Source organism: Natronorubrum texcoconense, assembly GCF_900100335.1.
Taxonomy (GTDB): Archaea; Halobacteriota; Halobacteria; order Halobacteriales; family Natrialbaceae; genus Natronorubrum; species Natronorubrum texcoconense.
Genome location: NZ_FNFE01000006.1, coordinates 105501 through 128037 on the forward strand (window position 1 = coordinate 105501; position 22537 = coordinate 128037).

A 22537-nucleotide genomic window follows, 5' to 3' on the forward strand; every position below is an offset into this window, starting at 1 on the left:
GTATGTCCGAAACCGACGACGACGATGCTTCGACAGCCGAAGCCTCCGACGGCGTCGATTCGAACGACGGGCTCGTCCCGGCGACCGTCGAGGACGCCAGCGGGTACGGACTGTCGCTTACGCTGGTCGGCGGCGTGTTGCTCGCGCTGGCGTACTACGGCTACATCGCGGTGACCGGCCCGCAGACGCTCGGACAGGCCGTTCCCGAGCCGTTCTATCTGCTCGTCTTCGCGCTCTTATTCGTCCTCGAGTTGTTTCAGAGCCGCGAGCGTGGGGCGATGGCGGTGGTTCGAGCGATCGCCCTGGCACTGTTCTACGGCGGGCTCACCGCGTTCGCGATCGAAGGCGGTCTCTACCTCTGGAACACTCCCGAAGCGGCGCTCGAGGGCTTCGCCGGGGTCACCGTGCTGGCGGTGTCGTTGATCGTCGCCGCGCTGGCGTACTTCTGTTATCTCACCGTCCTCGAATCGGGTCGCTGACGTCGTCTATAGGCTCATCGGCCAGCCATTGCCCGCACCGTGGTGATAATCGCTCGAGCCGTCGGGTTCGACATGGTCCACATCGAGTGTGCGTCCTGCGGGTTCGAGCACACGATTCCGGAACGCGAAGACGATCCGGGCGGCGGCACGCGATGTCCGAACTGCGGCCAAAAACCGTTCTCGGTTCGTCGGGACGGACTCGAGTGGCATCCCGAGCCGTGAGTGCTCGGGAGACGTACTGAACTAATCAAAACGGGACTGCAAAGCGAGCGTCCAACCGCCGTCCCAGGGTTAGAACAGGCCGCCGAGTTTCGACCGCAGCCAGCCGAGGACGCCGCCGGATCCGCCGTCGTCTTCCACCGTTGCCGGCACGTCGCCCTCGTCTTTGGCGACGAGCGCCGTTTCTTCCGACTCGGGCGCGTCGACGGTTTCGTCGGACGTGTCGGCGTCCTCGAGGTCGAGATCGCCGACTCCCGGATCCGAGGAATCGAAATCACCCTCTTCGTCGGTTGCTGGTTCCGTCTCCGCGGCGGAGTCGGCCGTGTCGTCCTCGAAGATAGTGTCGGTCTCTTCTTCGGGTTCGGCAACAGCGTTGGACTCGTTTTCAGTCGACTCGCCCTCGCCATCAGCGTCGGTCTCGGAAGACGCTCCGGACTCCACCCAGAGGAACTCCTTCTCTTTCGTCCGCCCGGTGAGCAACAGCTCCGCGAGTTCGTCGTCGTCGACGCGGAGGTCGTCGTCGATCTCGGGCTCCGGGTCAGGTTCGTCCGCGCTCGCGATGATGTCTTCCGGACTCTCGTCGGCGAGCACTTCGTCGGCGTCGTTCTCGGCGTTGGCTCGAAGTTGACCGAAGACGTCTGCAGCCGTCTGATCTTCGACGCCGTCGGCGCCGGTGTCGTTCCCGCCCCCCGTCGTTGATTCCGCTGTCGACTCGTCGCCCGCCCCCTCGAGCGACTCGTCCGCGAACTCCCCGAACAGTTCGTCGGCGCTCGCCCCCACGTCGAACGCGTCGTCACCCGAGTTCGTGTTTGTCGTACTATCTACCATGAACCTCTTCCGAGAACATACATAATAGCACGACTTTAACTTTTGGAATTTTTTCACCACCAGCGGCCAGAACTGATAGTGTATTAGTGTGTCGGCCGTTTTCGATCGGTCTCGCGATCGATAGTTGACAATGTCGTAGTTTTCTCGGCGTCGAGGAATGTTTGTGTAATTTGTCGTCGCTATCGAGGTGAAGCAGTCGCCCGCACGCCGTTCACCGATGATTACCTGCGATCACCGATTCCGTTACCGAGATGCGGTGATCGCCGTATTGCGACGGGAGACGTGGCCGCAGTCTCACACAGTGAGTGATCACGACGCCATTACCGCGCCCGTCCCCCGACGGTATCGGTGTTCGGCCCTCGAACACGGAATCGTCGACCGACTGGACGACGAGCCGGAACCGCGGGCTGGTTCGTTAGACGAACGACTGATTACCGGTCGTCGACGGTGCAGTACGCGGACGGTCGTCGTCTCGGACGAGTACCGACTCGTCAGGTATCGAACGTCTCAGTCGGCGTTCCGTTACCGAGTTAGCTGAAAATCCAATTCGAGGTTGGGTTCGTCCGTTCGGTGGAAATACGCGCAGCGGTCAAGAACGATCCACCTCGTTTATGCGGGAATCCGCCCATTAGTTGGTGCAGTCCGACAGTCGCATTGGAGACGATTTTCGGAGGCAGTGAGGAGACCATGAGAGACAACAATCAGCGAACGCACGAGGACCAAGCGTACGACATCGGTCTGTCGCGTCGCACGCTTCTAGCGGGGACGGGCGCAGTCCTCGCTACCGGCGCAGTGCTACCGGCGACGGCGTTCGCACAGGAGGACGGAGCCGCCGAAGCGGGTATCGACGAGGGGATCGAACGCCTCGAGGACGAGGGCATCGAAGTCACGGACGAACAGCGAGCGGCGGCGGTCGATGCGGCGAATGACGCCGCTGATGAGCATCCGGACGCGGACGACGACCAAATCTTCGGAGCCGCGAGCGGCGCGGTGTTCGGAGCACTCGAGGAGGAACCGGAGGAAGAGCCGGAGACGGAGCCAGAGGAGTTCGAGGTACCAGACGAGGACGACGACGAACTCGAGTTGCTGGCGCTCCAGCAGTCACAGACCCAGCAGATCGACGCCTCACAGGTCCAGGCGCTCGTGGGAGGCGGGATGAGTGGTGCGCTCGCACAGTACCAGCGCGTCACCGCAACCCAGATCCAGCACGCGGCGAGGGGAGCGTGCCGCGGCGCGGCGTATCAGGCGCAGGTCGTGACCGTCGAGCAGCTCCAGATCGCCGCGTTCGGCGGCGCGACGGGGTCGCTCGTGCAGGCGCAGTCAGTGTCGGTGACACAGATTCAGGCGGCCGCCTGGGGCGGGGCCTCGGGCGCGCTCAGCGGAGTAACCCAGCACCAGAGCGTCTCGATTACCCAGTTACAAGCCGCTGCACAGGGTGCCGCAGAAGGCGCTGCTCGCGGGGCAGCCCAGCGACAGGATGTTGCTGCCGACCAGATGATGGCGGCTGCCTACGGTTGTGCCCAAGGGGCGGCGATACAGACGCAGGTCACGAGCGTGACGCAGATCCAGGCGCTCGCCATCGGCGCGGCGCGCGGTATCGTCGTCACGTTCGTGCAGGTGACGATCATACAGATTCTCCTCGTGGCGAGGCAGGCGGTCGCCGCGATCAGCGTCGTGATCGTCCAAATCACTCTCGTCAGTATCACGCAGATTCAACAGTACGCGGAGGAGTCCGCGGCCAACACGATGGAACGAGTCGAGTCGGAGGGACTCGAGAGCGAAGACGAAATCGAGGAGGCTGCGTCCGACGAGGCGACGACGACCGCCGAAGAGGAAGGCTACGACGAGAACGGCGACGAAGCTGGCGACGGCGAAGACGGTGACGACGAGAACGGCGACGAAGATGGTGACGATGAAACTGGCAACGGTGAGAACGGCGACGAAGCTGATGGAAACGGCGACGGAGACGACGTGAACGGCGATGAAGACGGTGCAAACGGCAACGGTGAAGCAGGTGACGGCGCGAACGGCGAGGGAGATGGCGAAAGCGGTGAAAACGGTACCGACGTTGGCGACGGCGGGAACGGCAACGGCGACACGGGCAACGGTGCCGCAAACGGCAACGGTGGAGGTAACGGCGACGCTGGCAACGATGCGACCAACAACGGTGCCAACGGCGGCGATACACCGATAACGAGATTCTGAAGCGCCACCCGGAACGGAGCCGGAACCGCTCCGGCTCGCAGGCGTTTCGTGACGCAACGCCCAACGGAACCGACCCGAACCGCTCGAATTCGCCGTCGAGCGCCCCTGTTTTCGGGTCGTTTCGATCCGGTACGGCGGCCGGGAGGGGCGATTCGGCTCTCGAGTCGATCCGGTATCCCGTTCGTCGCAATAACAGGACGTTTCCCAAACACTTTATTCTCGTTAACCTATGATCGATTCGTGGTTTACGAGACGGACAACCAGACGGTCGACGACGCACTCGAGCGCGTGCTGGCCGGCGAGCGACTCGATCGAACCGACGGGCTCGCGCTGCTGGCCCAGCCGGTCGAGGCGCTCGCCGAAGCCGGCGCTGCCGTGCGCGATCAGTACGGCGACGGCACGGTCGACGCGTGCTCGATCGTCAACGCGAAGGCGGGCAACTGCGCGGAGGACTGTGGCTTCTGTGCGCAGTCGGTCCACTTCGACACCGGCATCGACACCTACGGCTTCCTCGGACCCGAGAAGATCCTCGAGGCGGCCAAACGCGCCGAACGCGACGGGGCCCAGCGCTTCGGCATCGTCGTCGCGGAGAAAGGCGTCTCCAAGGAAAACCGGCCCGAAGAGTGGAAAGAGGTCCTCGAGTCCATCCGACTCGTTCGAGACGAGTGTGATCTCGAGGTCGACGCCTCTCTCGGCATTCTCACCGAAGAGGAGGCCGCGATCCTCGCCGACGAGGGGATCAACCACTACAATCACAACATCGAAACCTCGCCGCGGTACTTCCCCGAAATCGTCGGCACGCACAGCTTCGAGGATCGGGTGAAAACGCTCGAAGTCGCCAAGGAGGCCGGTATGGACCTCTGTGCGGGCGTCATCCTCGGAATGGGCGAGACGCCGACCGACCGCGTCGACGCCGCCATCGCCTTACAGGAGATCGGCATCTCCTCGCTCCCGGTGAACGTCCTTAATCCCGTCGCGGGGACACCACTGGCCGAGCAGGGCGTCGAGATCACCACCGAAGAGATCGTCAAAACGGTCGCGGTGTACAAACTGCTCCACCCCGAGTCCCGCGTTCGGCTGACGGGCGGTCGTGAGGTCAACCTCTCGCCCGACGAGCAACATCTGCCGCTCGAGGCGGGTGCCGACGGCCTGCTCACGGGCGACTATCTCACGACCGAGGGCCAGTCCCCCGGCGAGGATCTCGAAATCATCGAACGAGCCGGTCTCGAGCCAAACATGGAGGCCAACGAGTTCGATCCGGAAGCGGTCAAGGCTCGCGGCGCAGAGGCCGCGGAGTCGTCGACCGAGACGACGGCGAGTACGGGCGCGGAACCGAGCGACGACTGACGACTAACGGACACTCGAAACACGACAATGGACGACATCACGTTTGCAGTACTCGGAACGGGAGGAATCGGCCGACGAGCACTCGAAGTGAGCCAACATAAGGAACACCTGACGCCCGCCGTAGCCTGTGACCGCCACGGCACCGCGATCGATTTCGATGGGCTGGACGTGGACGAGCTGTTGGCCGCAACCGAGGGCAACATCGATAATGAAGTCGCGACAGACGGCGGAACGGGCGCCACACCAGCCGACGGTGAGGGCGGCGTCAAACAACACGGCGAGGACAGGGGCGTCGTCGCCTCGAGTCAGGCCCGTCCCAGCGAGGATCCGATTCAGGACGTGATCGATCACGGCGACGAGATCGACGCTGTCCTGCTGGCGCTGCCGAACTACGAACACGACTTCATCCCGCGGGTCGCCGACCGGTTCCTCGAGGGCGGCTACTCAGGCGTCATGATCGACGTGCTCAAGCGCTCGCGCGTAATCGACATGCTCGACGAGCGCGGCGACGAGTTCGAAGACGCGGGTATCACGTTCATCTGTGGCGCCGGCGCGACACCGGGTCTCCTGACGGGCGCTGCGGCGCTCGCTGCCCAATCGTTCGTCGAGGTCACCGACGTCGAGATCTGGTGGGGTGTCGGTCTCAAGTCCGGCTACCAAGATAACCGCGGCACCGTCCGCGAGGACATCGCCCATCTTCCCGAGTACAATATCGAGACGGCTCGAGACCTCTCGGACGCGGAAATCGAGGACATTATCGACGACCACGACGGCGTCATCGAGTTCGAGGACATGGAACACGCCGACGACGTGCTCCTCGAGCGCGCAGGCGTCTGCGACTCCGAGGACGTGGCCGTCGGCGGCGTTTTGGACGTCCGCAGCGACGAGAAACCGACGACGACCACCGTCAGCGTGACGGGAACGACCTTCGACGGCGAGACGGCGACGAACACCTTCCAGCTCGGCGACGAGACGAGTATGGAGGCCAACGTCAACGGACCGGCACTCGGTTACCTGAAGACAGGCGTGCGGCGAAATCGCGCTGGCGAGTACGGCGTCTTCGGTCCCGCCGAACTGATGCCGAGCTTCTGAGACGGGAGCGACTGTACCGTCTCTCCGGCGTACCGATTCGCGGTACCAGGGGCCGTATCAATCCTCGGTTCCAGGCGCCGTATCGGTCGAACCTACTGCCCAGCGGCCGTCACAGTAACGAGTACGATCGTGATAACCCTCGTAATGCGTGCAACACAGAACCGTGAAAGTGAAAGCATGGCACTGACACCGTACACCCGAATGGAAGACCGCGGGTTCGACCTCGAGACTCGACTCGACGTCCTCGAGGAAGCCGATCTGAAACGAACGCTCTCCCCCGTCGATCGAGTCGCGGAGCGAGGCTACTTCGCACCGCCCTGTGGCGGCGAGCTACCGGTTCTCGACTCGGCCGAAGCGCTGGTGTTCGCCTCGAACAATTATCTGGGGCTGACCGACGACCAGCGGGTTCAGGACGCAGCCCGGCAGGCCGCCGCGACCGTCGGCACGGGTGCCGGTGCCAGCCGACTCGTCACCGGCGACACGCTGGTTCATCAGGACTTAGAGCGCGTGCTCGCCGAGACGAAAGGAACCGAGCGGGCGCTCGCCTTCCCGTCTGGGTACGCGGCGAACGTCGGAACGATCACGGCCCTCGAGCCGGATGTGATCTTCTCCGACGAGTACAACCACGCGAGCATCATCGACGGCTGTCGGCTCACGGACGCTGACTCGGTCGTCTACAGCCACTGCGATCCGACGAGTTTGCGGACGAAACTGGAGGAGCAAGCCAGAACCGCCGGCGACGCGGACGAGTCGTGGCTGATCGTCACCGACTCCGTGTTCAGCATGGATGGAACCGTCGCACCGATCGCAGAGCTCTGCGACCTCGCCGAGGAGTTCGGCGCGTGGGTGATGGTCGACGAGGCCCACGCGACGGGGCTCTACGCGAACGGCGGCGGCGTCGTCCAGTCGGAGGGACTCGAGGATCGCGTCCACGTCCAGATGGGGACGCTCTCGAAGGCGCTGGCGAGCCAGGGCGGCTACGTTGCGGGGAGCAACGAGTTGATCGAGTGTCTCTGCAACGACGCTCGCTCGTTCGTCTTCTCCACCGGGCTCGCGCCGCCGGCCGCGGCGGCCGCGAGCGAGGCGCTCCACGTCGCCCGCCACAGCGACGTCCGAGAACGGCTCTGGGAGAACGTCGCCCACCTTCGAGACGGTCTCGAGTCGATGGGCTTCGAAGTGATCGGCGACTCGCAGATCCTCCCCGTCCTCGTCGGCGACCGACGGGATGCGCTCGCGCTGGCCGACGGACTCCGCTCGCGAGAGATCGTCGCACCCGCGATCCGTCCGCCGACGGTGCCCGAGGGAACGAGTCGAATTCGCGTCGCTCCGATGGCGACCCACGAACAGCGCGACATCGTTGCCTGCCTCGAAGCGTTCCGAGCAGCGGGCGAAGACGTCGGGATTCTCTGAGGACCACCGATGAGTGACACCAGCACCACGGTCGCGATCGTTGGGACCGGTACCGGTATCGGAAAAACCGTCGTGACCGCGGGTATCACTCGCTGGCTCCGTGAGAACGGCGCGGATGCGCGAGCGATCAAACCCGCCCAGACCGGCTATCCGCCGGACGACGATGCGGGCTTCGTCGCCGAGGCGTGCGAGGCGGACGAGGCCGCGACCTGTCCCCGCTATCTCGAACCCGCACTCGCACCGCGCGTGGCCGCGGCCGAAGCCGGCGAGACCCTCACGTACGACTCGATTCTGTCGGCGTGCAACGCTGCGATCGCGGACACGTCACACCCGATCGTCGAGGGAATCGGCGGACTGCGGGTGCCCCTCGCCGACGACCGCGAGGTGATCGACCTCGTCGCGGATCTGGATGCTACTGCGGTGGTCGTCACCCGTTCGGGACTCGGCACGCTCAACCACACCGCGCTCTCGGTCGAAGCGCTCGAGCGCCGCGGGATCGATATCGCCGGCATCGTCTGCAACGAGTACGCGGGCGCGACGGTCGCCGAGCGGACCAACCCCGCCGAACTCGAGCGCATGACAGGCTACGCAGTCGAAACGGTGCCACCGCTCGAAGGGGAGACACCGCGGGCGATGGCTATCGGTGTCGAAACCGCACTCTCGTCGAGGTTTCTGGAACGGTTTCTAACCGTAGACGGCTGATGGCTTCGAATAGCGCTCAATCAGCCGACGGGGCCGGCCGGTTTTCGTCGACAACCGTCCCTTTGTCCTCGAGAGCGGTATCGGACAGTTCGATGACCGTCGCGACGAGTTCCGACTTCCGATGCTCGACCTCGAGGTGGACGCGGAGGTCCGTTCGGTCGTCGTGCGCTTCTGCACAGAGGGGACAGCGTAGGTTGTTAATCATTCGCCCGATCACTGGTGTCTCCTGTCGACGGTCTCCAAAGTAATAGTGTCGGTCGTTCCACACGCTGGAATTTCAACATCGACGGATAGTCCGCCGCCGCGCAGTCACATGAAGTCGCTCAGTCCGGACTGGTCGTCGTCCGGTTCGGAATCGTCGGCTGGCGAGTCGGATTCGGGCTCGGCATCGTCGCCCCCCGAATCGGCGACGGCAGTCAGCGTCCCCTGGCTGTTTGCGTCGGACTTACCCGACGCAGCGTCGCTCTCGTCGGCCCCCGCAGCGCCCTCCGAGTCGATTTCGGGTGCATCATCGTCGCTCGAGCCACCGGTGTCGAAGAACGCGCTGCCGGAGTGTTCGACGGTCTCTTTCTCGAGCAGTTCTTCGGCGTCCTCGACGACCGACTGGACCTTGTTGGTGTCTTTCCCGCTGCCGGTGATGAACGACACCTCCTTCTCGTCGAGGTCGTAGGTCGCGGCCATCCGAACGGCGAGGTTGCGGTTCGTGCAGTGGTGGGTCATCGCCGAGAGGAACGGGAGGATCTCCCGTCGCGCGGTGGCGACGCTCGTCCCCTCCCGTTCGGCGATGCGTTCCGCGATGGCGTCGCGGGTGTTCCGTGTTCCCTTCGTCCGACCGAGTTTCGACCAGTAACTCGGCGGACCGTAGCGGGTCCAGCCGCCTTTCGGTTCGCGGCGGGAGGCGGCGACGCCGGCGGTCATGTTGTCCGTCGCGTAGCGCCAGTAGGAGTAGTTCTGGGTGGCGCGAACGCGGCCGAGCCAGCGGTCGGCGTTCGCCAGGTAGCCGTAGGCGTCGGCCAGCTCCGCCCCCTCGTAATCCTTCGGCATGTTGTCCTCGATCCAGTTCAGCATCTCGTCGGGGTTCTCGTCGACGTCGTAGGACGCCCGCAGCGCCTCCTCGGCCGTCGCCTCCTTGATGACCGTATCGAGGAAGTCGAAGATGCCTTCGGTCCGGTCGCGCTGGCTCGTGACGACGTCGTCGACGGTCAGCCGATCGGCTTCCTCGGCGACCGCCTGGAGGTCGTTGACGGCCGAGCGCAGGTCGCCGCTCGTCGACTCGGCGATCTTCTCCAGAGCTTTCTCCTCGAACTCGACGCCCTCGCGTCGGCAGATGTCTCGCAGGACGGGCACGATGGAGCGCTTCGAGACGTCCCGAAACTCGATCGTCTCGCAGGCGTTGCGCAGTGACTGGCTCATGTCGTAGAACTCGTTGGCCACGAGGACGACCGGCTGGTTGGCCTCCTTGACGACGCGAGTGACCTCTCGAGAGCCGCCGTAGTCGGCGTTTCCGTGGAAGTTGTCCGCCTCGTCCATGATCACGAGTCGTCGACCGGCGCCGCCCGCCGTGAGCGTCCCGCTCTTGGATGCCTCGCCCGCAACCCGTTCGATGACGTCGGCCCCGCGGCTATCACTGGCGTTGAGTTCCATCACGGGCCAGCCCATATCGTTGGCCAGCGCGTGAGCCGCCGAGGTCTTCCCGATGCCCGGACTGCCGTGGACGATCACCGACTTCCGGTGGTCGTCCCACGTCTCCGCCCACTCCTCGAGGCTGTCGCGGGCCTTGTTGTTTCCGCGTACCTCCGACAGCGTGGTCGGGCGGTACTTCTCGGTCCAGTCGCTCATTGTGCTGTGGTTGGGGTGAGCCGCGTTTAGTGGTTGCGGAGCGTCACTGCTCGTCGACCGTCTCCAGGTCGAGACGAGACGTAACGCCGTCGTACGTGTCGTCAGTCGAGACGATCGTGTCGCCGTCGAATTCGACGAGGTGGAGCGCGTCGAACGGCGTGAATCCGTGATCTTCGACGTACGTTGCCGCGGCGACGACGGTATCGACGTCACCGCGTACCTCGACGAGGGTGGCGGCGTTCGTGACGACGCGGTCGGTATCTCGTTCCGTTACGGTAGGCGACCATCGATAGTCAGGGGACCCGAAAGGATCGCCGTCGAAGAATACGCTGCTGGCTTCGGTCCGACTGACAGTCGGGCGGACGGTCTCCGCGAGCGGAGATAGTTGAGCACTCTTAAGACCCGCGGCCGACAGCATGTCCGTATGCAACCGCGCGACCTGTCCGATCACGTCGCTTACGAGGCGGGTCGAGGCATCGAGGAAGTCGCCCGAGAGCTCGGGCGCGACCCCTCGGAGTTCGTCAAACTCGCCTCGAACGAGAACCCCCACGGCCCCTCTCCCGCGGCCGTCGTGGCGCTTCGCGAGGCCGCCTCGAGCGTGAGCTCCTACCCGAAAGCCGCTCACGCCGACCTCACCGCTGCCATCGCCGACCGCTGGTCGGTCACCGACGAGCAAATCTGGCTGGCCAACGGCGGCGACGGCGCGCTCGATTACCTCCACCGGGCGACGATCGAGCCCGACGACACGGTTCTCGTCCCGAACCCCGGCTTCGCCTACTACGGGATGAGCGCCCGATTTCACCACGGTGACGTCCGGGAGTACGCCCTCGAGCGCGAGGACGACTTCGAGCAGACGGCCGAGACCGTCCTCGACGCCTACGACGACGAGCGGATCGTCTTCCTCACGAGCCCGCACAACCCGTCGGGATCGACGATCCCCCTCGCGGACGTCGAGCGAATCGCCGACGAAACGGACGAGGAGACGCTCGCCGTCGTCGACGAGGCCTACGGCGAGTTCGCCGACCGCGACAGCGCAGTCGCCCTCCTCGAGGGCGACGACGGGTTCGACGCCCGGGACGACGTCGCCGTCGTACGGACGTTCTCGAAGGCCTACGGACTGGCCGGCGTGCGACTGGGCTACGCCGTCGTCCCCGACGAGTGGGGCGACGCCTACACTCGAGTGAACACGCCGTTCGCCGCCAGCGAACTGGCCTGCCGGGCCGGGTTAGCCGCTATCGACGACGACGAGCACGTCAACCGGACCGTCCAAACGACCGAGAACTCGCGAGCGTACATGCGCGAACACATCGACGCTCACGTCTGGGAGAGCGAGGGCAACTTCGCCCTCGTCGACGTCGGCGATGCCTCGAGCGTCGCCGAGACGATGCAGGGACGTGGCGTCATCGTCCGAGACTGTACGAGTTTCGGCCTGCCGGGCTGTATTCGTATCACCTGCGGGACCGACGACGAGACCGAACGCGCCGTCGAGACGCTCAACGAGGTGCTCGCGGATCTCGGTCTCGCCGCCGGCGATGCGGACGGCGACGGCGCGACCGACACCGACATCGACGCGGAGGTGACCGACACGTGAGAGTCGCCGTCACCGGGACCCCGGGTACCGGGAAGACAACCGCGACGGAGCTGCTCGAGGAGCGCCTGTCGAGCGCGGACGACGACTCGCTTCCCGAACTCGAGACGATCCACCTCAATCGAGTCCTCGACGACGAGGAACTCTACACCGACGTCGACGCCGACCGCGAGAGCAAGATCGCCGATCTCGACGCGATACGCGAGTGGCTCGAGGGACGGGACGACGTCGTGATCGACTCCCACCTCGCTCACCACTTCGAGGCGGATCGAGTCGCCGTCCTTCGGTGTCGGCCCGACCGACTCGAGACCCGCTTGCGCGAACGTGGCGAGTCCGAGGCGAAGGCCACGGAAAATGCCGAAAGCGAGGCGCTGGACGTCATCCTCTCGGAGGCCGTCGACGAACACGGGCTCGAGTCGGTCTACGAGATCGAGACGACCGACCGGAGTCCCGAGGACGTCGCGGATGCGCTCGAGACGGTCGTGACCGGGAGTCGCGAACCGAGTGCCGGCGACGTGAACTTCGTGGGGTATCTCGCATGACGCTCGACAAGTTCCGTCCGTACATCTCGCGGTTCCTCGACCCGTTCGTCAAGGGATTCGATCGCGTCGGAATGACCCCAGACGGCGTGAGTATCATCGCCTTCGGGATGGCGATCCTCGCGGCGGTCGCCTTCCTGCTCGGCGGCCGCGCGGATCCGATCTGGTACGTCGCGGCCGCGACGCTGGTCTTTCTCAACGGCTGGCTCGACATCATCGACGGCGCGCTCGCCCGCGAGCAGAACGTCGCCTCGGCGGGCGGGGACCTCCTCGATCACGTCCTCGACCGCTACGCCGACATCGTCGTCATCGCCGGGCTGGCTGCCGGGGTCGGGGACTATTTCCTCGGCTTTTTGGCCGTAACGGGTGTCGTGATGACCTCTTATCTCGGGACGCAGGCCCAGGCCGTCGGACTGGACCGCGTCTACGGCGGGCTGGTCGGCCGCGCCGATCGACTGGCGATCATCGGCATCGTCGGCTTTCTGGCCTTTCCGCTGTCGGGCGAGTACGGCGGGCTCACGCTGATCGGGTGGCTCCTCGTCTTCCTCGCCGTCGTCGGCCACCTGACCGCAGTCCAGCGGTTCTACTACTCCTGGTCGGCCCTGGAGTGAGCCTCCGTCCCCCGGTTCGGGATCGCGCCGCATGGTTTATGACTCGCCGCGATATACGTTCCCTCATGGTTCAGTGCGAGATGTGTGGCGCCGAGACGTCGTCTCCGAAGACAATCAAGGTCGAGGGTGCGAAACTCGACGTGTGTTCGAACTGTACCGACTTCGGCACCGAAGTCAAGCAGCCCTCGAGCACGAGTTCCTCGAGCAAGTACTCGACGAGTTCGAGTTCGTCCTCGAGTTCGAGCGGTGGCTCGAGCGGATCGGGCTCCGGGTCGACCGCGAGCGGCGGGAGTTCGAGTTCCCAGCGTCGCAACGATATGTTCGACGACATGGACGAGCTCGCTACGGATTACGACGATCTCGTCCGGAACGCACGCGAGGGGAAGGGGCTCAGTCAGTCGGATCTCGCCAACGAACTCAACGAGAAGGCGAGCCTGATTCGAAAGATCGAACGCGGCGACACGCTGCCGAGCGATCAGGTCCAGTCGAAACTCGAGGACTTCCTCGAGATCAACCTGAACGCGCAGGGTGGCTCCAGCGACGATACGGAGTGGTCGGGCGGCTCCTCCTCGGGGAGCTACACGCTCGGCGACGTCGTCAAGCGCAAGGACTGATCGCGGTTCGGTGCCGTACGAGTCGCGGTTCGATGCCGTTCTACCGGTGTCCGTCGCGCCGCCGCCGGTTCTCGAGACGAGGGTACGTCGCATCGATAGTCCCAACCGAATCGAGGTAGCGATCCACGAACGTCTGGTCGCCGTTCCCCGGTCGCCGACTCGCAAGCTATTTCTTTCGGGCGAAAGGCTGTGCTGGTATGTTCGTCCTCGTCAACCTGAAGACGTATCCGTGTGATCCGATCGAAGTCGCGGAGGCCGTCCGCGACGTCAACGAGTCCACCGACGCTCGCGTCGCAGTCGCCCCGCAAGCGGCCACCATCGCGCAGGTCGCCGAGACGGGCGCGGAGACGTGGGCCCAGCACGTGGATCCGATCGACTACGGCAGCAACACCGGCCACACGCTGGCCGAGTCCGTCGCCGACGCCGGCGCGGTTGGGACGCTGATCAACCACTCCGAACAACGGCTCAAACTGGCCGATATCGACGGGTCCGTCCAGGCCGCTCAGCGGGCGGACCTCGAGACCGTCGTCTGTGCCAACAACCCCGCACAGATCGGCGCCGCCGCGGCGCTCGGCCCCGACGCGGTCGCCGTCGAACCGCCGGAACTGATCGGCACCGGCACGCCGGTCAGTCAGGCCGATCCCGACGTCGTCGAGGACGCCGTCGAGGCGGCCCAAAACGTCGACTCGGACGTCTCCGTGCTCTGCGGTGCCGGCATCAGCACGGGCGACGACGTCGTCGCGGCCGGCGACCTCGGGGCCGAGGGCGTCCTCCTCGCCAGCGGCGTCGCGAAGGCCGACGATCCGACGGCGGCGCTCGAGGACCTCGTCGAACCGCTCTGAATCGACCCGAACGACTGGTGACGGCAGGGTCGGTGTTCGCCCGACGACTTTTCTCGCTGCCCGTGCTATCTACCATCATGACCGATCATCGGCCCGTCGGCGTCGCGCTCGAGAACCGACTCATGAGCCACGGAATCTACGTTCTCGACGTACAGCGGCTCTCGGATTCGGGCGCCCGCGAGGACGGAGCGGACGACCTGCCCGACGGAACGGGCTTTACCCTCGAGTACGAGACCGTCTCCGATTCGCCGGGGATCGACAGCGACGAAGTGGGTGCCGTCGTGCGGACGCTGCTCGATATCGCGAACGAACGCGAGTGGACGCCGGGTCGGCTCGAGGTGACGTCGCTGACGACAGACGGCGACGTTCGCGGACACTGGCACGTCGAACGCGAGTGGTTCGACGCGCTGGGCCTCGAGTACGACGATCTCGAGTTCTCACAGCGAGTACTCGAAACGAGACGCACGGATGTCGCCACGGAGTCTCGGAGTCGCTGACCGTCGAACAGATCCGAAGCCACTGCCAGTCGGCTTACGACCGATTCCGCGAACCTACATCCGACCGTGCGACGGCCGAAGGTCGCTGTCTCTCTCGTTTCAGTCGAAACGATAGGTAGATTAATAGTGTCTCACACGCCTACTCGTTGTAGACCCGCAGATGACCGGAGAGCAGATCTACGTCTCACACGCGCCGGCGGATCTCGAACTCGTCCAGGAGCTGTTCTCGACGGTCAAGAACTTCCCCTTTGGCGTCCACATCGCCTTAGAAGAGGTTGGATCCGGTCGATCTCGCAAGCGACTCGAGGGACGGCTCGCGAACAGCGACGTCGTGGTCGCCGTATTGACGGGGGGATCGGCCGACAGCCGGTGGATCAACCAGGAGATCGGCTACGCGCTGGCGAAGGGAATTCCCGTGATTCCGCTCTCCGACGACGAGCGCCGGCAGGGTGGGTTCGTCGGCGACGTCGACGGGGTAACGATCGACCGGCGAAACCCCTCGTACACGATCTTCAATCTCCTCAGTCGGCTGCGGAGCGAACTCGCCCCGCTCGGTGCGCTGTCGGTTCCGAACTGGTACATCCGATTCCCCTGCACCGTTCCCGACTGCGGCCACCCGGTCACGCTCGAGATCGAGCGCGATCAGACGAAGCTCTGGAAACGATACGAGCACGGCAAACTGTTGTCGACGTCGTGTGGCGTCTGTGAGTCGACGTACTACTTCGACGCGGCCACGATCGGCTACGTTCGCCGCGAGGGCGGACTCGAGTGAGTTAGTCGGTTTCTGTGAGACGTTCGTAGGCGTCCGTAACGAGCTGGAACGCCGACGCGCTCCCGCTCTTTCGGTCGGGATGGGCGCGTTTGACCTCCCGGTGGAACGCCGAGCGAATCTCGTCGGCGGTCGCCCCACGCTCGACGCGCAGGACCTCCCTCGCCTCCGCGCGCCGCATGCCGACGTCCGTGACGATACCGTCTCGCTCCGCGGCTTCCTTGCAGGCGGGACAGAGCCGTTCGCTTCGGCCGTCGATGGTCGTTACCGGAAACCGCTCCGCCGCGGTCCACTCGTTACACTGGGTGCAGAGTGATTCGTCGCCCGCCGCGTCGTCCGTCCCGGTCGTCCGTTCGACACCCGCCTCGTTCACGGTGTCGTTCGATGCGGAGACGCGCCGGTCGGTGCTGGCGCCACGTCCCGGCGCTTCGGCCGCACAGGAGGGACAGCAGGCGACGACGGTGCCGTCGTCGAGCACCAGATCCTCGAGTTGTGATTCCAGGTAGGTGTCGGTACAGCCGTCACAGCTGTCGCGACGCTGGTCGAGCGAGGAACACTTCCGGGCGGCCTCGCGAGCGTGGGGCTCACAGCGAGGGCAGCAGGCGACTCGCTCGCCGTCCGGCATCGTGACTGCCGTCAGCTCCTCGAGCGGAACCGTTCGGCCACATCCATCACAGCCACCGTGACGGTCATCGGCCACAGCCATTGACTTCGTGTTTGTCTTCATCCCTTATCAGTTCTTCCTCTGACATACCCAACGCGGGTGTCTCAGAGCCGGCTACGACGACACTAAAACCGATGGAGATCGCCTGATACACCGCCGTCGAACGCCGCTGCTCCCGTCTGAATCGCCCGGTCGATGACTGTCGACTGAACCGGGAACTCAATAGGGGCTCGGCCTCGAGTCGTACGTATGGACACCGCAGTTCGAACGGCGTCCCGCTCGGAGTCGGTCGACCGAAAGACGCTCCTGGTCGCCGCCGGCGACATCGGCCTGCTCGCCGGCCTGGTGCTCGTCGGCCAGTTGAGTCACAACGTGAACCCGATCGACCAGCCCGTCGCCTCGCTCGAGGCGATCGCACCGTTCGTGATCGGCTGGCTGGCCGTCGCCGCCTTCGCGGGGCTTTACACGCGGTCGGTCGCATCGTCGGTGACGCAGTCCGTTCGACTGACGACCGTAACCTGGATCGCAGCGGCCAACGTCGGCTTGCTGCTCCGTCAGACCGTCTTCGGCGACACCGCCGCGTGGCCGTTTCCCCTCGTGATCACGGGCTTCGGCCTCCTCTTGCTCGTTGGCTGGCGTCTCGCGGTCGCGCTGATCGTCGACCGGTTGTGACGATCCGCGTCGCCTCGAATCGTCGCATCTCACGATTCCTGTCTGATTCTTGCTAGCATCGCCGTTCCATCACGAGATCGCCTCGTGTATCGACCTATCACGATCCGTATACACGACAGCTACAGCCGAATAAAAAGTGTATACAATCATTATAGATCCGGACGAATCAGTGCTTCGCCGGACGAAGAGTACCGTACCGCCGTCTTGTGGTTAACAATTCGAAGGGAGAAGTTATTATACAAAATATTACTGGAAATGTCGCTCGCCGACGTTATTTTTCATCACCAAAGACGGGCAATAACGTCTCCATAAGTTATGAGAATCCAGCACCACCAATACGAATTAGAAACTAGTCCACTATGAAGCGATTATGGGAAACGCTTATATGGCTATTTCTCATACTATCGAATAGTTATGACTGGATATTACGACATTGTTCTCGGCCTCATCCCAGTCGCACTGCTCGGAATCACTGCAGCCCTGACCTTCGTGGGTATCTCGTTGACAGCCGCGGTCCCGATCGGCTCGGTCGTCGCGATGGCGATCATCGGTCACGCGATGTTCGTCAACACCCCCTCCGACGTTCCCGACGAACCCCAGTCCGCGCGGCCGCCGATGAACGCAGACTGATCGGTTCTCTCTCTACTGCCGTCTCCCTGTTCCGTCTCTCCGTTCGCGTTCCGCTTTTTCCGCTGATCGAAGCGCTATTTTGCTCGAGCGACGACGTCGACGCCGTCGTCCCCAATACCGGCGCGAGGGACGGCTACATGTACAGCGGCGGTTTCGGCGCCGGCGACGCGTGGTTCATGACGTCGCTGTTCGACACCGACAGCAGCCGGGCGGGAATCGAAACCGTCGTTGCGGCGTACATGCTCTACGAGCGCGTCATCGAGAGGGTCGTGGAACGACGATCGAGTTCGCCCCGGCGAACGAGGCGTTGACGGGCGATTGAACATCTGTCCTGGATCTCGTCTACTGCCCGGGATAAACGAACGAACTCGGTTTGTCGATTCTCGTGATGCGGTCGAGTAGTGTCTCGTCGGCTCGTCCGTACTGACGACGAGGGTTCATACGGTTTGCTGTAACGATTTACCGGTGGGACCGCAGGACGGATCTCGGTCCCACCGGAAATGACTTACAGCAGACAGTATCAGACGAGAAAAACGCGTTCGAGCCGCCAGCCGACTACTCTGCGGGCCGAATCTTGAACCCGTACCGGGTCACACTTTCCTGCGTGTAGATCCGTCGGATCGTCGTCTCGATTCGATCGCCGACGGCGAAGTCGTCGGGTGCCGCGTCGGTTCCCATCGCCGCGATGCTGGCGGACTCGCTGCCGTCATCCGTTTCGAGCGCCACGATCGCCGCCGCGTAGTCACCCGACCGCGCCTGCTGTTCGGCGAACTCCGGCGGCGCGCCGCCCTGCGAGATGGTCGTGACGGCCTCGATACTCCCCTCGCCGGAAAGCTGGACGGGTTCGTACGCCTCGAGTGCGCCACAGCTGGAACACGCGCCCTCCGGCGGGAACGAGAGCGCGCCGCACTCGGGACAGCGCCCGGCCTCGAGGTTGTATCGCTGTGGAATCGAGCGACGCCAGGAGGGGACGCTGACGTACGCGCCGCCGCCGGACGGCGGGCCGCTCGTGACGACGCCACGCTGGCGCAGGTACTCGGCGTAGGAGAGCGAGTCGTCGCTCTCGAGGCTCATTTCGGCGGGCACATCGCCGTCCGTCTCGACGACGAGCGCGTCCGCACCCGCGCCGCTGCCGTGGGAGACTGCGAGGACGGAGCCGAAGCCGTCGGCGAGTGCGCTGGCCAGCGAGACCGGAACGCTCGCCGCGCCGAGATCGCCCAGACTGTGGACCGTCGCCGCGGCCTGAATTTCGTCGGTGCCGACGCCCGCCGCTCCTGCGGCACGGTAGGGAAGTTTGCCGTCGGGAGCCTGAATCGCGGCCGCCTCGACGTCGGGGTCGGTCTCGAGCCCGGAGACCGCCCCGCCGATCGTCTCGGTGAACGCTGCGCGGTCGTACTGGGTGACACCCAGCCCCTGCGTCTCGTCCTCGCCGGTCGTTCGGAACCGGGTGCCGGGATAGGGAGTCGCGTACTCCGCGCGATCGACGATTTCGGCAGAACCCTCACTCTCGAGGACGAACGCGGCCGCTCCGGCGCCGGCAGCGTGATCGACGCCGTCGTCCGGATCGCCCTGCGGCGCGTCGGCCGCGACGACGAGACCGGTCGTGGAATCCGATTCGAGGGCGTCCGTTCCGGCCCAGAGCGCGCGGGTACCGGCTCGAGTGCTGCCCGCGAAGACGTGTCGCGTCGCCGTTTCGTCGATCTCGAGCATCGCGCCGAGTCGGGCCGTCAGATCCTCCTCGGCCAACGGCGGACGCGAGCAGGCGAACGCGAGCCAGTCGACGCTCGCGGCGTCGACGTCGGCGGCCTCGAGCGCTCGACCCGCGGCCTCGTAGGCCATCGTCAGGGCGTCCTCGTCGGCCGCGGCGACGGCCTTCTCGGTGACGCCGGCGGCCTGGAACTGTCCCCAGGCGTCCTGGAACGCCTCTGCGCTGATGCGGAACCGCGGCGCGTACGCGCCGACGCCGGTGATCGCGGTCATTAGGCGCTCACCTCCGTTTCCTTCTCAAAGATATGAATTACCGATGCCCCACCGCTGCCGCCGACGTTGTGGGTCAGTCCGCGGGTCGGGTCCTCGACCTGTCGCTCGCCGGCGTTCCCGGAGAGCTGTTTGAACGCCTCGACGACCTGTCCGGCACCCGTCGCGCCGATGGGGTGGCCCTTGGACTTGAGACCGCCGGAGGTGTTGACGGGGAGGTCGCCCCCGATCTCGGTCTCGCCGGACTCGATCAGCTGGCCGGCCTCGCCTTTCTCACAGAATCCGAGGTCCTCGTAGGCCAGCAGTTCGGCGATGGCGAAGCAGTCGTGGACTTCCGCGAAGTCCAGATCGTCGGGTTCGACGCCGGCCATCTCGTAGGCCGTCTCGGCGGCGCGCTGGCTCGCCGGTACGCCGGTGTAACTGTCGCGCTGGAAGAGACCGACGTTGTCGCTGCCCGCGCCGACGCCGGCGACTCTGATCGGGTCGTCCGTGTACTCGTCCACGACGTCCTCGCTGACGATGAGCGCGCAGGCCGCGCCGTCGGAGGTCGGACAGCAGTGATAGAGGTTGAGGGGGTCCGCGACGACCGGGGCGGACTGGGCGTCCTCGAGCGAGCACTCGAATCCTAACTGGGCGTGGGGGTTCTTCGCGCCGTTCGAGTGGTTCTTGACGGCCACTCTCGAGAGCTGTTCGCGCGTGGTGCCGTACGTTTCCATGTGAACCGAGGCCATCTGGGCGTAGACGCCGGAGAAGGTGGTGCCCGAAAGCCGTTCCCACTCCGTCTCGCCGGAGACGCCGAGCCAGTACTTCGTCGCGTCCGAACTCATGTCCGACATGATCTCGAAGCCGCCCGCGAGGACGACGTCGGCCATCCCCGACTTGACGGCCTGGACGGCCTGCCTGGTCGCGTAGCCGCTGGCCGCACAGGCGTTCTCGACGCGCGTACAGGGGACGCCGCCGAGTCCGACGTGTTCGGTGACGGCCGGTCCCGAGAGACCGAGCTGTCGCCCGCCGACGCCGAGATTGCCGACGAACGCTTCGTCGACATCGCTCGCCTCGAGTCCGTTCGGTACACTGTCAGTTGCCGCCTCGAACGCCGTTCGGAACAACGACCGGTAGCTCTCCTCCGGGAAAGCCCCGTAGTCCGACTGCCCCGCGCCGACGAGATACGCGTCTCGCATACCCATGGGTGAGATTTGCAAAGTGAAATAGCTGTACACTCGTGGCGAAAACTGTAACCTGGTGTGACCGATCTCGCATACGGTGGTAGCGACAATGACGAGTGAAGTCGCTCGAGTGGCATCCGCCTGCCAGGGGCTCGGTCTCTCAGCCTGCGTCCCGACACGGGGTTCAAGCGTTTCGCTCCCGTACTGCGATTCATGACCCGTGCGGCGGAACTCGTCTCCGTTCTCGAGACGACCGAGTCGCTGGTGATCGTCTGCCACGATAATCCGGACCCGGACTGTCTCGCCAGCGCGCTCGCGCTCGAGGCGATCGCGAACGACCACGACGTCGGGAAGGTAACGATCGCCTACGGCGGCGAAATCTCGCATCAACAGAACCGGTCGTTCGTCAACATGCTCGACATTTCGCTCGAACCGGTCGGACACACGACCATCGAGGACTACGATTGCCTCGGCTTCGTCGATCACTCCCAGCCCGGATCGAACACCGAACTCCCGGCGAGCGTCACGCCCGAGATCGTCGTCGACCACCACCCCGGCGACCCGATCGACGCGACGTTCGAGGACATTCGAACCAGGGTCGGCGCGACGGCGACCATCTTCGTCGAGTACCTCTGTGACCTCGAGATCGAACTGACGACGCGGCTGGCCTCCGCGCTGCTCTTCGCCCTCCACCGCGAGCGACTGGACTTCGTCCGCGAACCGACCAGACGGGAGTACGAGGCCGCGCTCGCGGTCTACCCCGACGCGGACCTCGAGACGCTCGAACAGTTGTACGGCAGCGCGTTCTCGCCGGGGACGATCGACGCGATCGGTCGAGCGATCGCGACTCGGGAACGCCGCGGCTCATCGCTGGTCGCTAGCGTCGGTAAGACCTCCGAAACCGACGCCCTCCCGCAGGCTGCGGACTACCTGTTGAACCTCGAGGGCGTCGATACCGTCCTCGCCTACGGCATCGTCGACGACTCGATCCGGCTGAGCGCCCGCTCGATCGACCCGCGGATCCACATCGGCGAGACGCTCCAGAACGGGTTTTCCGAACTGGGTGCCGTCGGGGGCCACCACGACATGGCCGGCGGCCGGATCGAACTCGGACTCTTCGCCGACGACGCGGAGGACGCCGAGGCCTTGCTCGAGTTCGCCGGCGGCCGCCTCACGCGCCGCTTCTTCGACGCGCTGAATCTCGACGACGACCGGTGATCCCTCGCCAGTCGATTCGTTCGCTCGCCTGGTGGCGAGGCCGTCGCGACCGGACGACGGGTGCTCTCCGCGGCATCGCTCACTCGAGATCGATCGCGTACGTCTCGCCCGACGACCCGTATTTGGGCAGCCAGATCGTCAGGATACCGTTGTTGAGCGACGCCGTTACCGCGTCCGCGTCGACCGGATCGGGAAGTTTCACCTGTCGGCTGAACGACTGCGTCTGGCGTTCGTGGCGGATGTAGGTTCCCGCCGATTCGGAGCCGTCGCCCGCGTCGGTCGCGGCGTCCGTCGCGGCGGTCACGGTATCCGCCTCGAACGCCCCTTCACGCTCGCCACTGATCTCCAAGGTGTCTCCTTGAAGCCTGCTCTCGAGGTCGTCACTGTCGAAGCCCGGGACGTCGACGGTGACCACGAACGTGTCGCCGTGATCGGTAAGGTCGAGTCGCGTCGCCGACCCGCCCGTGGAGAGGTCGAGCTGACTTCCGGCGTCGAACTCCGACTCCCACGACTTCGCGGTCGTCCCGAGGTGTCTTCGCAGTCGTTCGAACAGGTTTCCGAGACCGTCGAATGGACTGGGTCGATCTGACATGGGCTTGTGTCCCTTTCGTCGTCGATGGCGAAAAAGA

General features: G+C 65.0%; 24 protein-coding genes and 2 pseudogenes. 18 read left to right on the forward strand and 8 right to left on the reverse strand.

What is annotated here, in order from left to right; translation table 11 throughout:
• The first annotated feature begins 2 nt into the window (after positions 1–2).
• Both BLT08_RS17070 and BLT08_RS17075 read left to right on the forward strand, forming a co-directional pair.
• The gene (locus BLT08_RS17070) at positions 3–479 is read left to right on the forward strand and encodes a hypothetical protein (RefSeq protein ID WP_090310351.1); all 477 of its coding nucleotides are present in this window, start codon (positions 3–5) and stop codon (positions 477–479) included.
• A 42-nt stretch (positions 480–521) separates the two neighbouring features.
• Entirely contained in the window at positions 522–701 is a 180-nt protein-coding gene (locus BLT08_RS17075) for a hypothetical protein (RefSeq protein WP_139171323.1), read from the forward strand.
• 69 nt (positions 702–770) lie between these two features.
• On the opposite strand, the gene BLT08_RS17080 is transcribed toward BLT08_RS17075, so the two are convergent.
• Positions 771–1526: a hypothetical protein gene (locus tag BLT08_RS17080; RefSeq protein ID WP_090310355.1), complete on the reverse strand. Its 756-nt coding sequence runs from the start codon at positions 1524–1526 to the stop codon at positions 771–773.
• Between the two features lie 687 nt (positions 1527–2213).
• On the opposite strand from BLT08_RS17080, the gene BLT08_RS17090 reads away from it, so the two are divergent.
• The 5 genes from BLT08_RS17090 (at position 2214) to bioD (ending at position 8282) form a co-directional block, all read left to right on the forward strand.
• Complete coding sequence (locus tag BLT08_RS17090) at positions 2214–3731, forward strand: hypothetical protein (RefSeq protein WP_090310357.1); 1518 nt, start codon at positions 2214–2216, stop codon at positions 3729–3731.
• A gap of 240 nt (positions 3732–3971) precedes the next feature.
• On the forward strand, positions 3972–5078 hold the full coding sequence (bioB, locus tag BLT08_RS17095; protein ID WP_090310359.1) for a biotin synthase BioB: 1107 nt from the start codon (positions 3972–3974) through the stop codon (positions 5076–5078).
• A 27-nt stretch (positions 5079–5105) separates the two neighbouring features.
• Positions 5106–6170, forward strand: a complete 1065-nt coding sequence (locus BLT08_RS17100; protein WP_090310361.1) for a (S)-8-amino-7-oxononanoate synthase BioU — start codon at positions 5106–5108, stop codon at positions 6168–6170.
• A gap of 201 nt (positions 6171–6371) precedes the next feature.
• Positions 6372–7580: an aminotransferase class I/II-fold pyridoxal phosphate-dependent enzyme gene (locus BLT08_RS17105; protein WP_090310773.1), complete on the forward strand. Its 1209-nt coding sequence runs from the start codon at positions 6372–6374 to the stop codon at positions 7578–7580.
• 9 nt (positions 7581–7589) lie between these two features.
• Positions 7590–8282 carry a dethiobiotin synthase gene (gene bioD, locus BLT08_RS17110; protein WP_090310364.1) on the forward strand — a complete coding sequence of 231 codons (693 nt, stop codon included), beginning with the start codon at positions 7590–7592 and terminating at the stop codon, positions 8280–8282.
• Between the two features lie 16 nt (positions 8283–8298).
• Here the strand turns inward: bioD and BLT08_RS17115 are convergent, their stop codons facing one another.
• From BLT08_RS17115 to BLT08_RS17125, 3 genes and pseudogenes are all read right to left on the reverse strand, one after another.
• The gene (locus BLT08_RS17115; RefSeq protein ID WP_175529362.1) at positions 8299–8487 is read right to left on the reverse strand and encodes a hypothetical protein; all 189 of its coding nucleotides are present in this window, start codon (positions 8485–8487) and stop codon (positions 8299–8301) included.
• A 104-nt stretch (positions 8488–8591) separates the two neighbouring features.
• The gene (locus tag BLT08_RS17120) at positions 8592–10121 is read right to left on the reverse strand and encodes a replication factor C large subunit (RefSeq protein WP_090310368.1); all 1530 of its coding nucleotides are present in this window, start codon (positions 10119–10121) and stop codon (positions 8592–8594) included.
• A 43-nt stretch (positions 10122–10164) separates the two neighbouring features.
• Positions 10165–10414, reverse strand: a pseudogene (locus BLT08_RS17125) (hypothetical protein); the annotation flags it as partial.
• Between the two features lie 131 nt (positions 10415–10545).
• Between BLT08_RS17125 and hisC the strand changes: the two are divergent.
• The 7 genes from hisC (at position 10546) to BLT08_RS17160 (ending at position 15584) form a co-directional block, all read left to right on the forward strand.
• Positions 10546–11712, forward strand: a complete 1167-nt coding sequence (hisC, locus tag BLT08_RS17130) for a histidinol-phosphate transaminase (protein WP_090310370.1) — start codon at positions 10546–10548, stop codon at positions 11710–11712.
• Positions 11709–12251, forward strand: coding sequence for an adenylate kinase family protein (locus BLT08_RS17135; RefSeq protein ID WP_090310372.1), 543 nt, complete (start codon positions 11709–11711; stop codon positions 12249–12251). Before hisC ends, BLT08_RS17135 begins: the two co-directional genes overlap by 4 nt.
• Positions 12248–12859 carry a CDP-alcohol phosphatidyltransferase family protein gene (locus tag BLT08_RS17140; protein ID WP_090310375.1) on the forward strand — a complete coding sequence of 204 codons (612 nt, stop codon included), beginning with the start codon at positions 12248–12250 and terminating at the stop codon, positions 12857–12859. The genes BLT08_RS17135 and BLT08_RS17140 overlap by 4 nt, the downstream gene beginning before the upstream one ends.
• A 65-nt stretch (positions 12860–12924) precedes the next feature.
• Entirely contained in the window at positions 12925–13473 is a 549-nt protein-coding gene (locus tag BLT08_RS17145; protein ID WP_090310377.1) for a multiprotein bridging factor aMBF1, read from the forward strand.
• A gap of 197 nt (positions 13474–13670) precedes the next feature.
• A complete protein-coding gene (tpiA, locus tag BLT08_RS17150) occupies positions 13671–14315 on the forward strand; it encodes a triose-phosphate isomerase (RefSeq protein WP_090310379.1) in 645 nt (214 codons plus the stop codon).
• A 77-nt stretch (positions 14316–14392) separates the two neighbouring features.
• A complete protein-coding gene (locus BLT08_RS17155; RefSeq protein WP_175529363.1) occupies positions 14393–14812 on the forward strand; it encodes a DUF8159 domain-containing protein in 420 nt (139 codons plus the stop codon).
• A gap of 160 nt (positions 14813–14972) precedes the next feature.
• Positions 14973–15584, forward strand: coding sequence for a toll/interleukin-1 receptor domain-containing protein (locus BLT08_RS17160; protein ID WP_090310381.1), 612 nt, complete (start codon positions 14973–14975; stop codon positions 15582–15584).
• A gap of 1 nt (position 15585) precedes the next feature.
• Here the strand turns inward: BLT08_RS17160 and BLT08_RS17165 are convergent, their stop codons facing one another.
• On the reverse strand, positions 15586–16287 hold the full coding sequence (locus BLT08_RS17165) for a J domain-containing protein (RefSeq protein ID WP_090310383.1): 702 nt from the start codon (positions 16285–16287) through the stop codon (positions 15586–15588).
• A gap of 207 nt (positions 16288–16494) precedes the next feature.
• Here BLT08_RS17165 and BLT08_RS17170 point away from each other — a divergent pair, with 207 nt between their 5' ends.
• The 3 genes and pseudogenes from BLT08_RS17170 to BLT08_RS23780 all read left to right on the forward strand — a co-directional run.
• A complete protein-coding gene (locus tag BLT08_RS17170) occupies positions 16495–16917 on the forward strand; it encodes a DUF3054 domain-containing protein (RefSeq protein WP_090310385.1) in 423 nt (140 codons plus the stop codon).
• Between the two features lie 414 nt (positions 16918–17331).
• The gene (locus tag BLT08_RS17175) at positions 17332–17547 is read left to right on the forward strand and encodes a DUF8015 family protein (protein WP_090310386.1); all 216 of its coding nucleotides are present in this window, start codon (positions 17332–17334) and stop codon (positions 17545–17547) included.
• 197 nt (positions 17548–17744) lie between these two features.
• Positions 17745–17869, forward strand: a pseudogene (locus BLT08_RS23780) (ornithine cyclodeaminase family protein); the annotation flags it as partial.
• A 233-nt stretch (positions 17870–18102) separates the two neighbouring features.
• On the opposite strand, the gene BLT08_RS17180 reads toward BLT08_RS23780, so the two are convergent.
• Positions 18103–19527, reverse strand: coding sequence for a zinc ribbon domain-containing protein (locus tag BLT08_RS17180; protein ID WP_090310388.1), 1425 nt, complete (start codon positions 19525–19527; stop codon positions 18103–18105).
• Positions 19527–20705 carry a thiolase domain-containing protein gene (locus tag BLT08_RS17185; RefSeq protein ID WP_090310777.1) on the reverse strand — a complete coding sequence of 393 codons (1179 nt, stop codon included), beginning with the start codon at positions 20703–20705 and terminating at the stop codon, positions 19527–19529. The genes BLT08_RS17180 and BLT08_RS17185 overlap by 1 nt, the downstream gene beginning before the upstream one ends.
• Positions 20706–20903: 198 nt before the next feature.
• On the opposite strand from BLT08_RS17185, the gene BLT08_RS17190 reads away from it, so the two are divergent.
• On the forward strand, positions 20904–21908 hold the full coding sequence (locus BLT08_RS17190; RefSeq protein WP_090310390.1) for a DHH family phosphoesterase: 1005 nt from the start codon (positions 20904–20906) through the stop codon (positions 21906–21908).
• Positions 21909–21987: 79 nt separating this feature from the next.
• Here BLT08_RS17190 and BLT08_RS17195 read toward each other — a convergent pair whose 3' ends face one another.
• Positions 21988–22500, reverse strand: coding sequence for an Hsp20/alpha crystallin family protein (locus tag BLT08_RS17195; protein WP_090310392.1), 513 nt, complete (start codon positions 22498–22500; stop codon positions 21988–21990).
• Positions 22501–22537 lie beyond the last annotated feature (37 nt).

What these genes read in the sequence shown, in the direction of transcription:
- BLT08_RS17140 (WP_090310375.1), top strand. Translation starts at nt 12,248, where the DNA reads ATGACGCTCGACAAGTTCCGTCCGTACATCTCGCGGTTCCTCGACCCG.
- BLT08_RS17170 (WP_090310385.1), top strand. Translation starts at nt 16,495, where the DNA reads ATGGACACCGCAGTTCGAACGGCGTCCCGCTCGGAGTCGGTCGACCGA.
- BLT08_RS17190 (WP_090310390.1), top strand. Translation starts at nt 20,904, where the DNA reads ATGACCCGTGCGGCGGAACTCGTCTCCGTTCTCGAGACGACCGAGTCG.
- BLT08_RS17105 (WP_090310773.1), top strand. Translation starts at nt 6,372, where the DNA reads ATGGAAGACCGCGGGTTCGACCTCGAGACTCGACTCGACGTCCTCGAG.
- BLT08_RS17180 (WP_090310388.1), bottom strand. Translation starts at nt 19,527, where the DNA reads ATGACCGCGATCACCGGCGTCGGCGCGTACGCGCCGCGGTTCCGCATC.
- BLT08_RS17080 (WP_090310355.1), bottom strand. Translation starts at nt 1,526, where the DNA reads ATGGTAGATAGTACGACAAACACGAACTCGGGTGACGACGCGTTCGAC.
- BLT08_RS17120 (WP_090310368.1), bottom strand. Translation starts at nt 10,121, where the DNA reads ATGAGCGACTGGACCGAGAAGTACCGCCCGACCACGCTGTCGGAGGTA.
- BLT08_RS17195 (WP_090310392.1), bottom strand. Translation starts at nt 22,500, where the DNA reads ATGTCAGATCGACCCAGTCCATTCGACGGTCTCGGAAACCTGTTCGAA.
- tpiA (WP_090310379.1), top strand. Translation starts at nt 13,671, where the DNA reads ATGTTCGTCCTCGTCAACCTGAAGACGTATCCGTGTGATCCGATCGAA.
- BLT08_RS17160 (WP_090310381.1), top strand. Translation starts at nt 14,973, where the DNA reads ATGACCGGAGAGCAGATCTACGTCTCACACGCGCCGGCGGATCTCGAA.
- BLT08_RS17145 (WP_090310377.1), top strand. Translation starts at nt 12,925, where the DNA reads ATGGTTCAGTGCGAGATGTGTGGCGCCGAGACGTCGTCTCCGAAGACA.
- BLT08_RS17165 (WP_090310383.1), bottom strand. Translation starts at nt 16,287, where the DNA reads ATGGCTGTGGCCGATGACCGTCACGGTGGCTGTGATGGATGTGGCCGA.
- BLT08_RS17155 (WP_175529363.1), top strand. Translation starts at nt 14,393, where the DNA reads ATGACCGATCATCGGCCCGTCGGCGTCGCGCTCGAGAACCGACTCATG.
- BLT08_RS17115 (WP_175529362.1), bottom strand. Translation starts at nt 8,487, where the DNA reads ATGATTAACAACCTACGCTGTCCCCTCTGTGCAGAAGCGCACGACGAC.
- BLT08_RS17070 (WP_090310351.1), top strand. Translation starts at nt 3, where the DNA reads ATGTCCGAAACCGACGACGACGATGCTTCGACAGCCGAAGCCTCCGAC.
- BLT08_RS17100 (WP_090310361.1), top strand. Translation starts at nt 5,106, where the DNA reads ATGGACGACATCACGTTTGCAGTACTCGGAACGGGAGGAATCGGCCGA.
- hisC (WP_090310370.1), top strand. Translation starts at nt 10,546, where the DNA reads ATGCAACCGCGCGACCTGTCCGATCACGTCGCTTACGAGGCGGGTCGA.
- BLT08_RS17175 (WP_090310386.1), top strand. Translation starts at nt 17,332, where the DNA reads ATGACTGGATATTACGACATTGTTCTCGGCCTCATCCCAGTCGCACTG.
- BLT08_RS17185 (WP_090310777.1), bottom strand. Translation starts at nt 20,705, where the DNA reads ATGCGAGACGCGTATCTCGTCGGCGCGGGGCAGTCGGACTACGGGGCT.
- bioD (WP_090310364.1), top strand. Translation starts at nt 7,590, where the DNA reads ATGAGTGACACCAGCACCACGGTCGCGATCGTTGGGACCGGTACCGGT.
- BLT08_RS17090 (WP_090310357.1), top strand. Translation starts at nt 2,214, where the DNA reads ATGAGAGACAACAATCAGCGAACGCACGAGGACCAAGCGTACGACATC.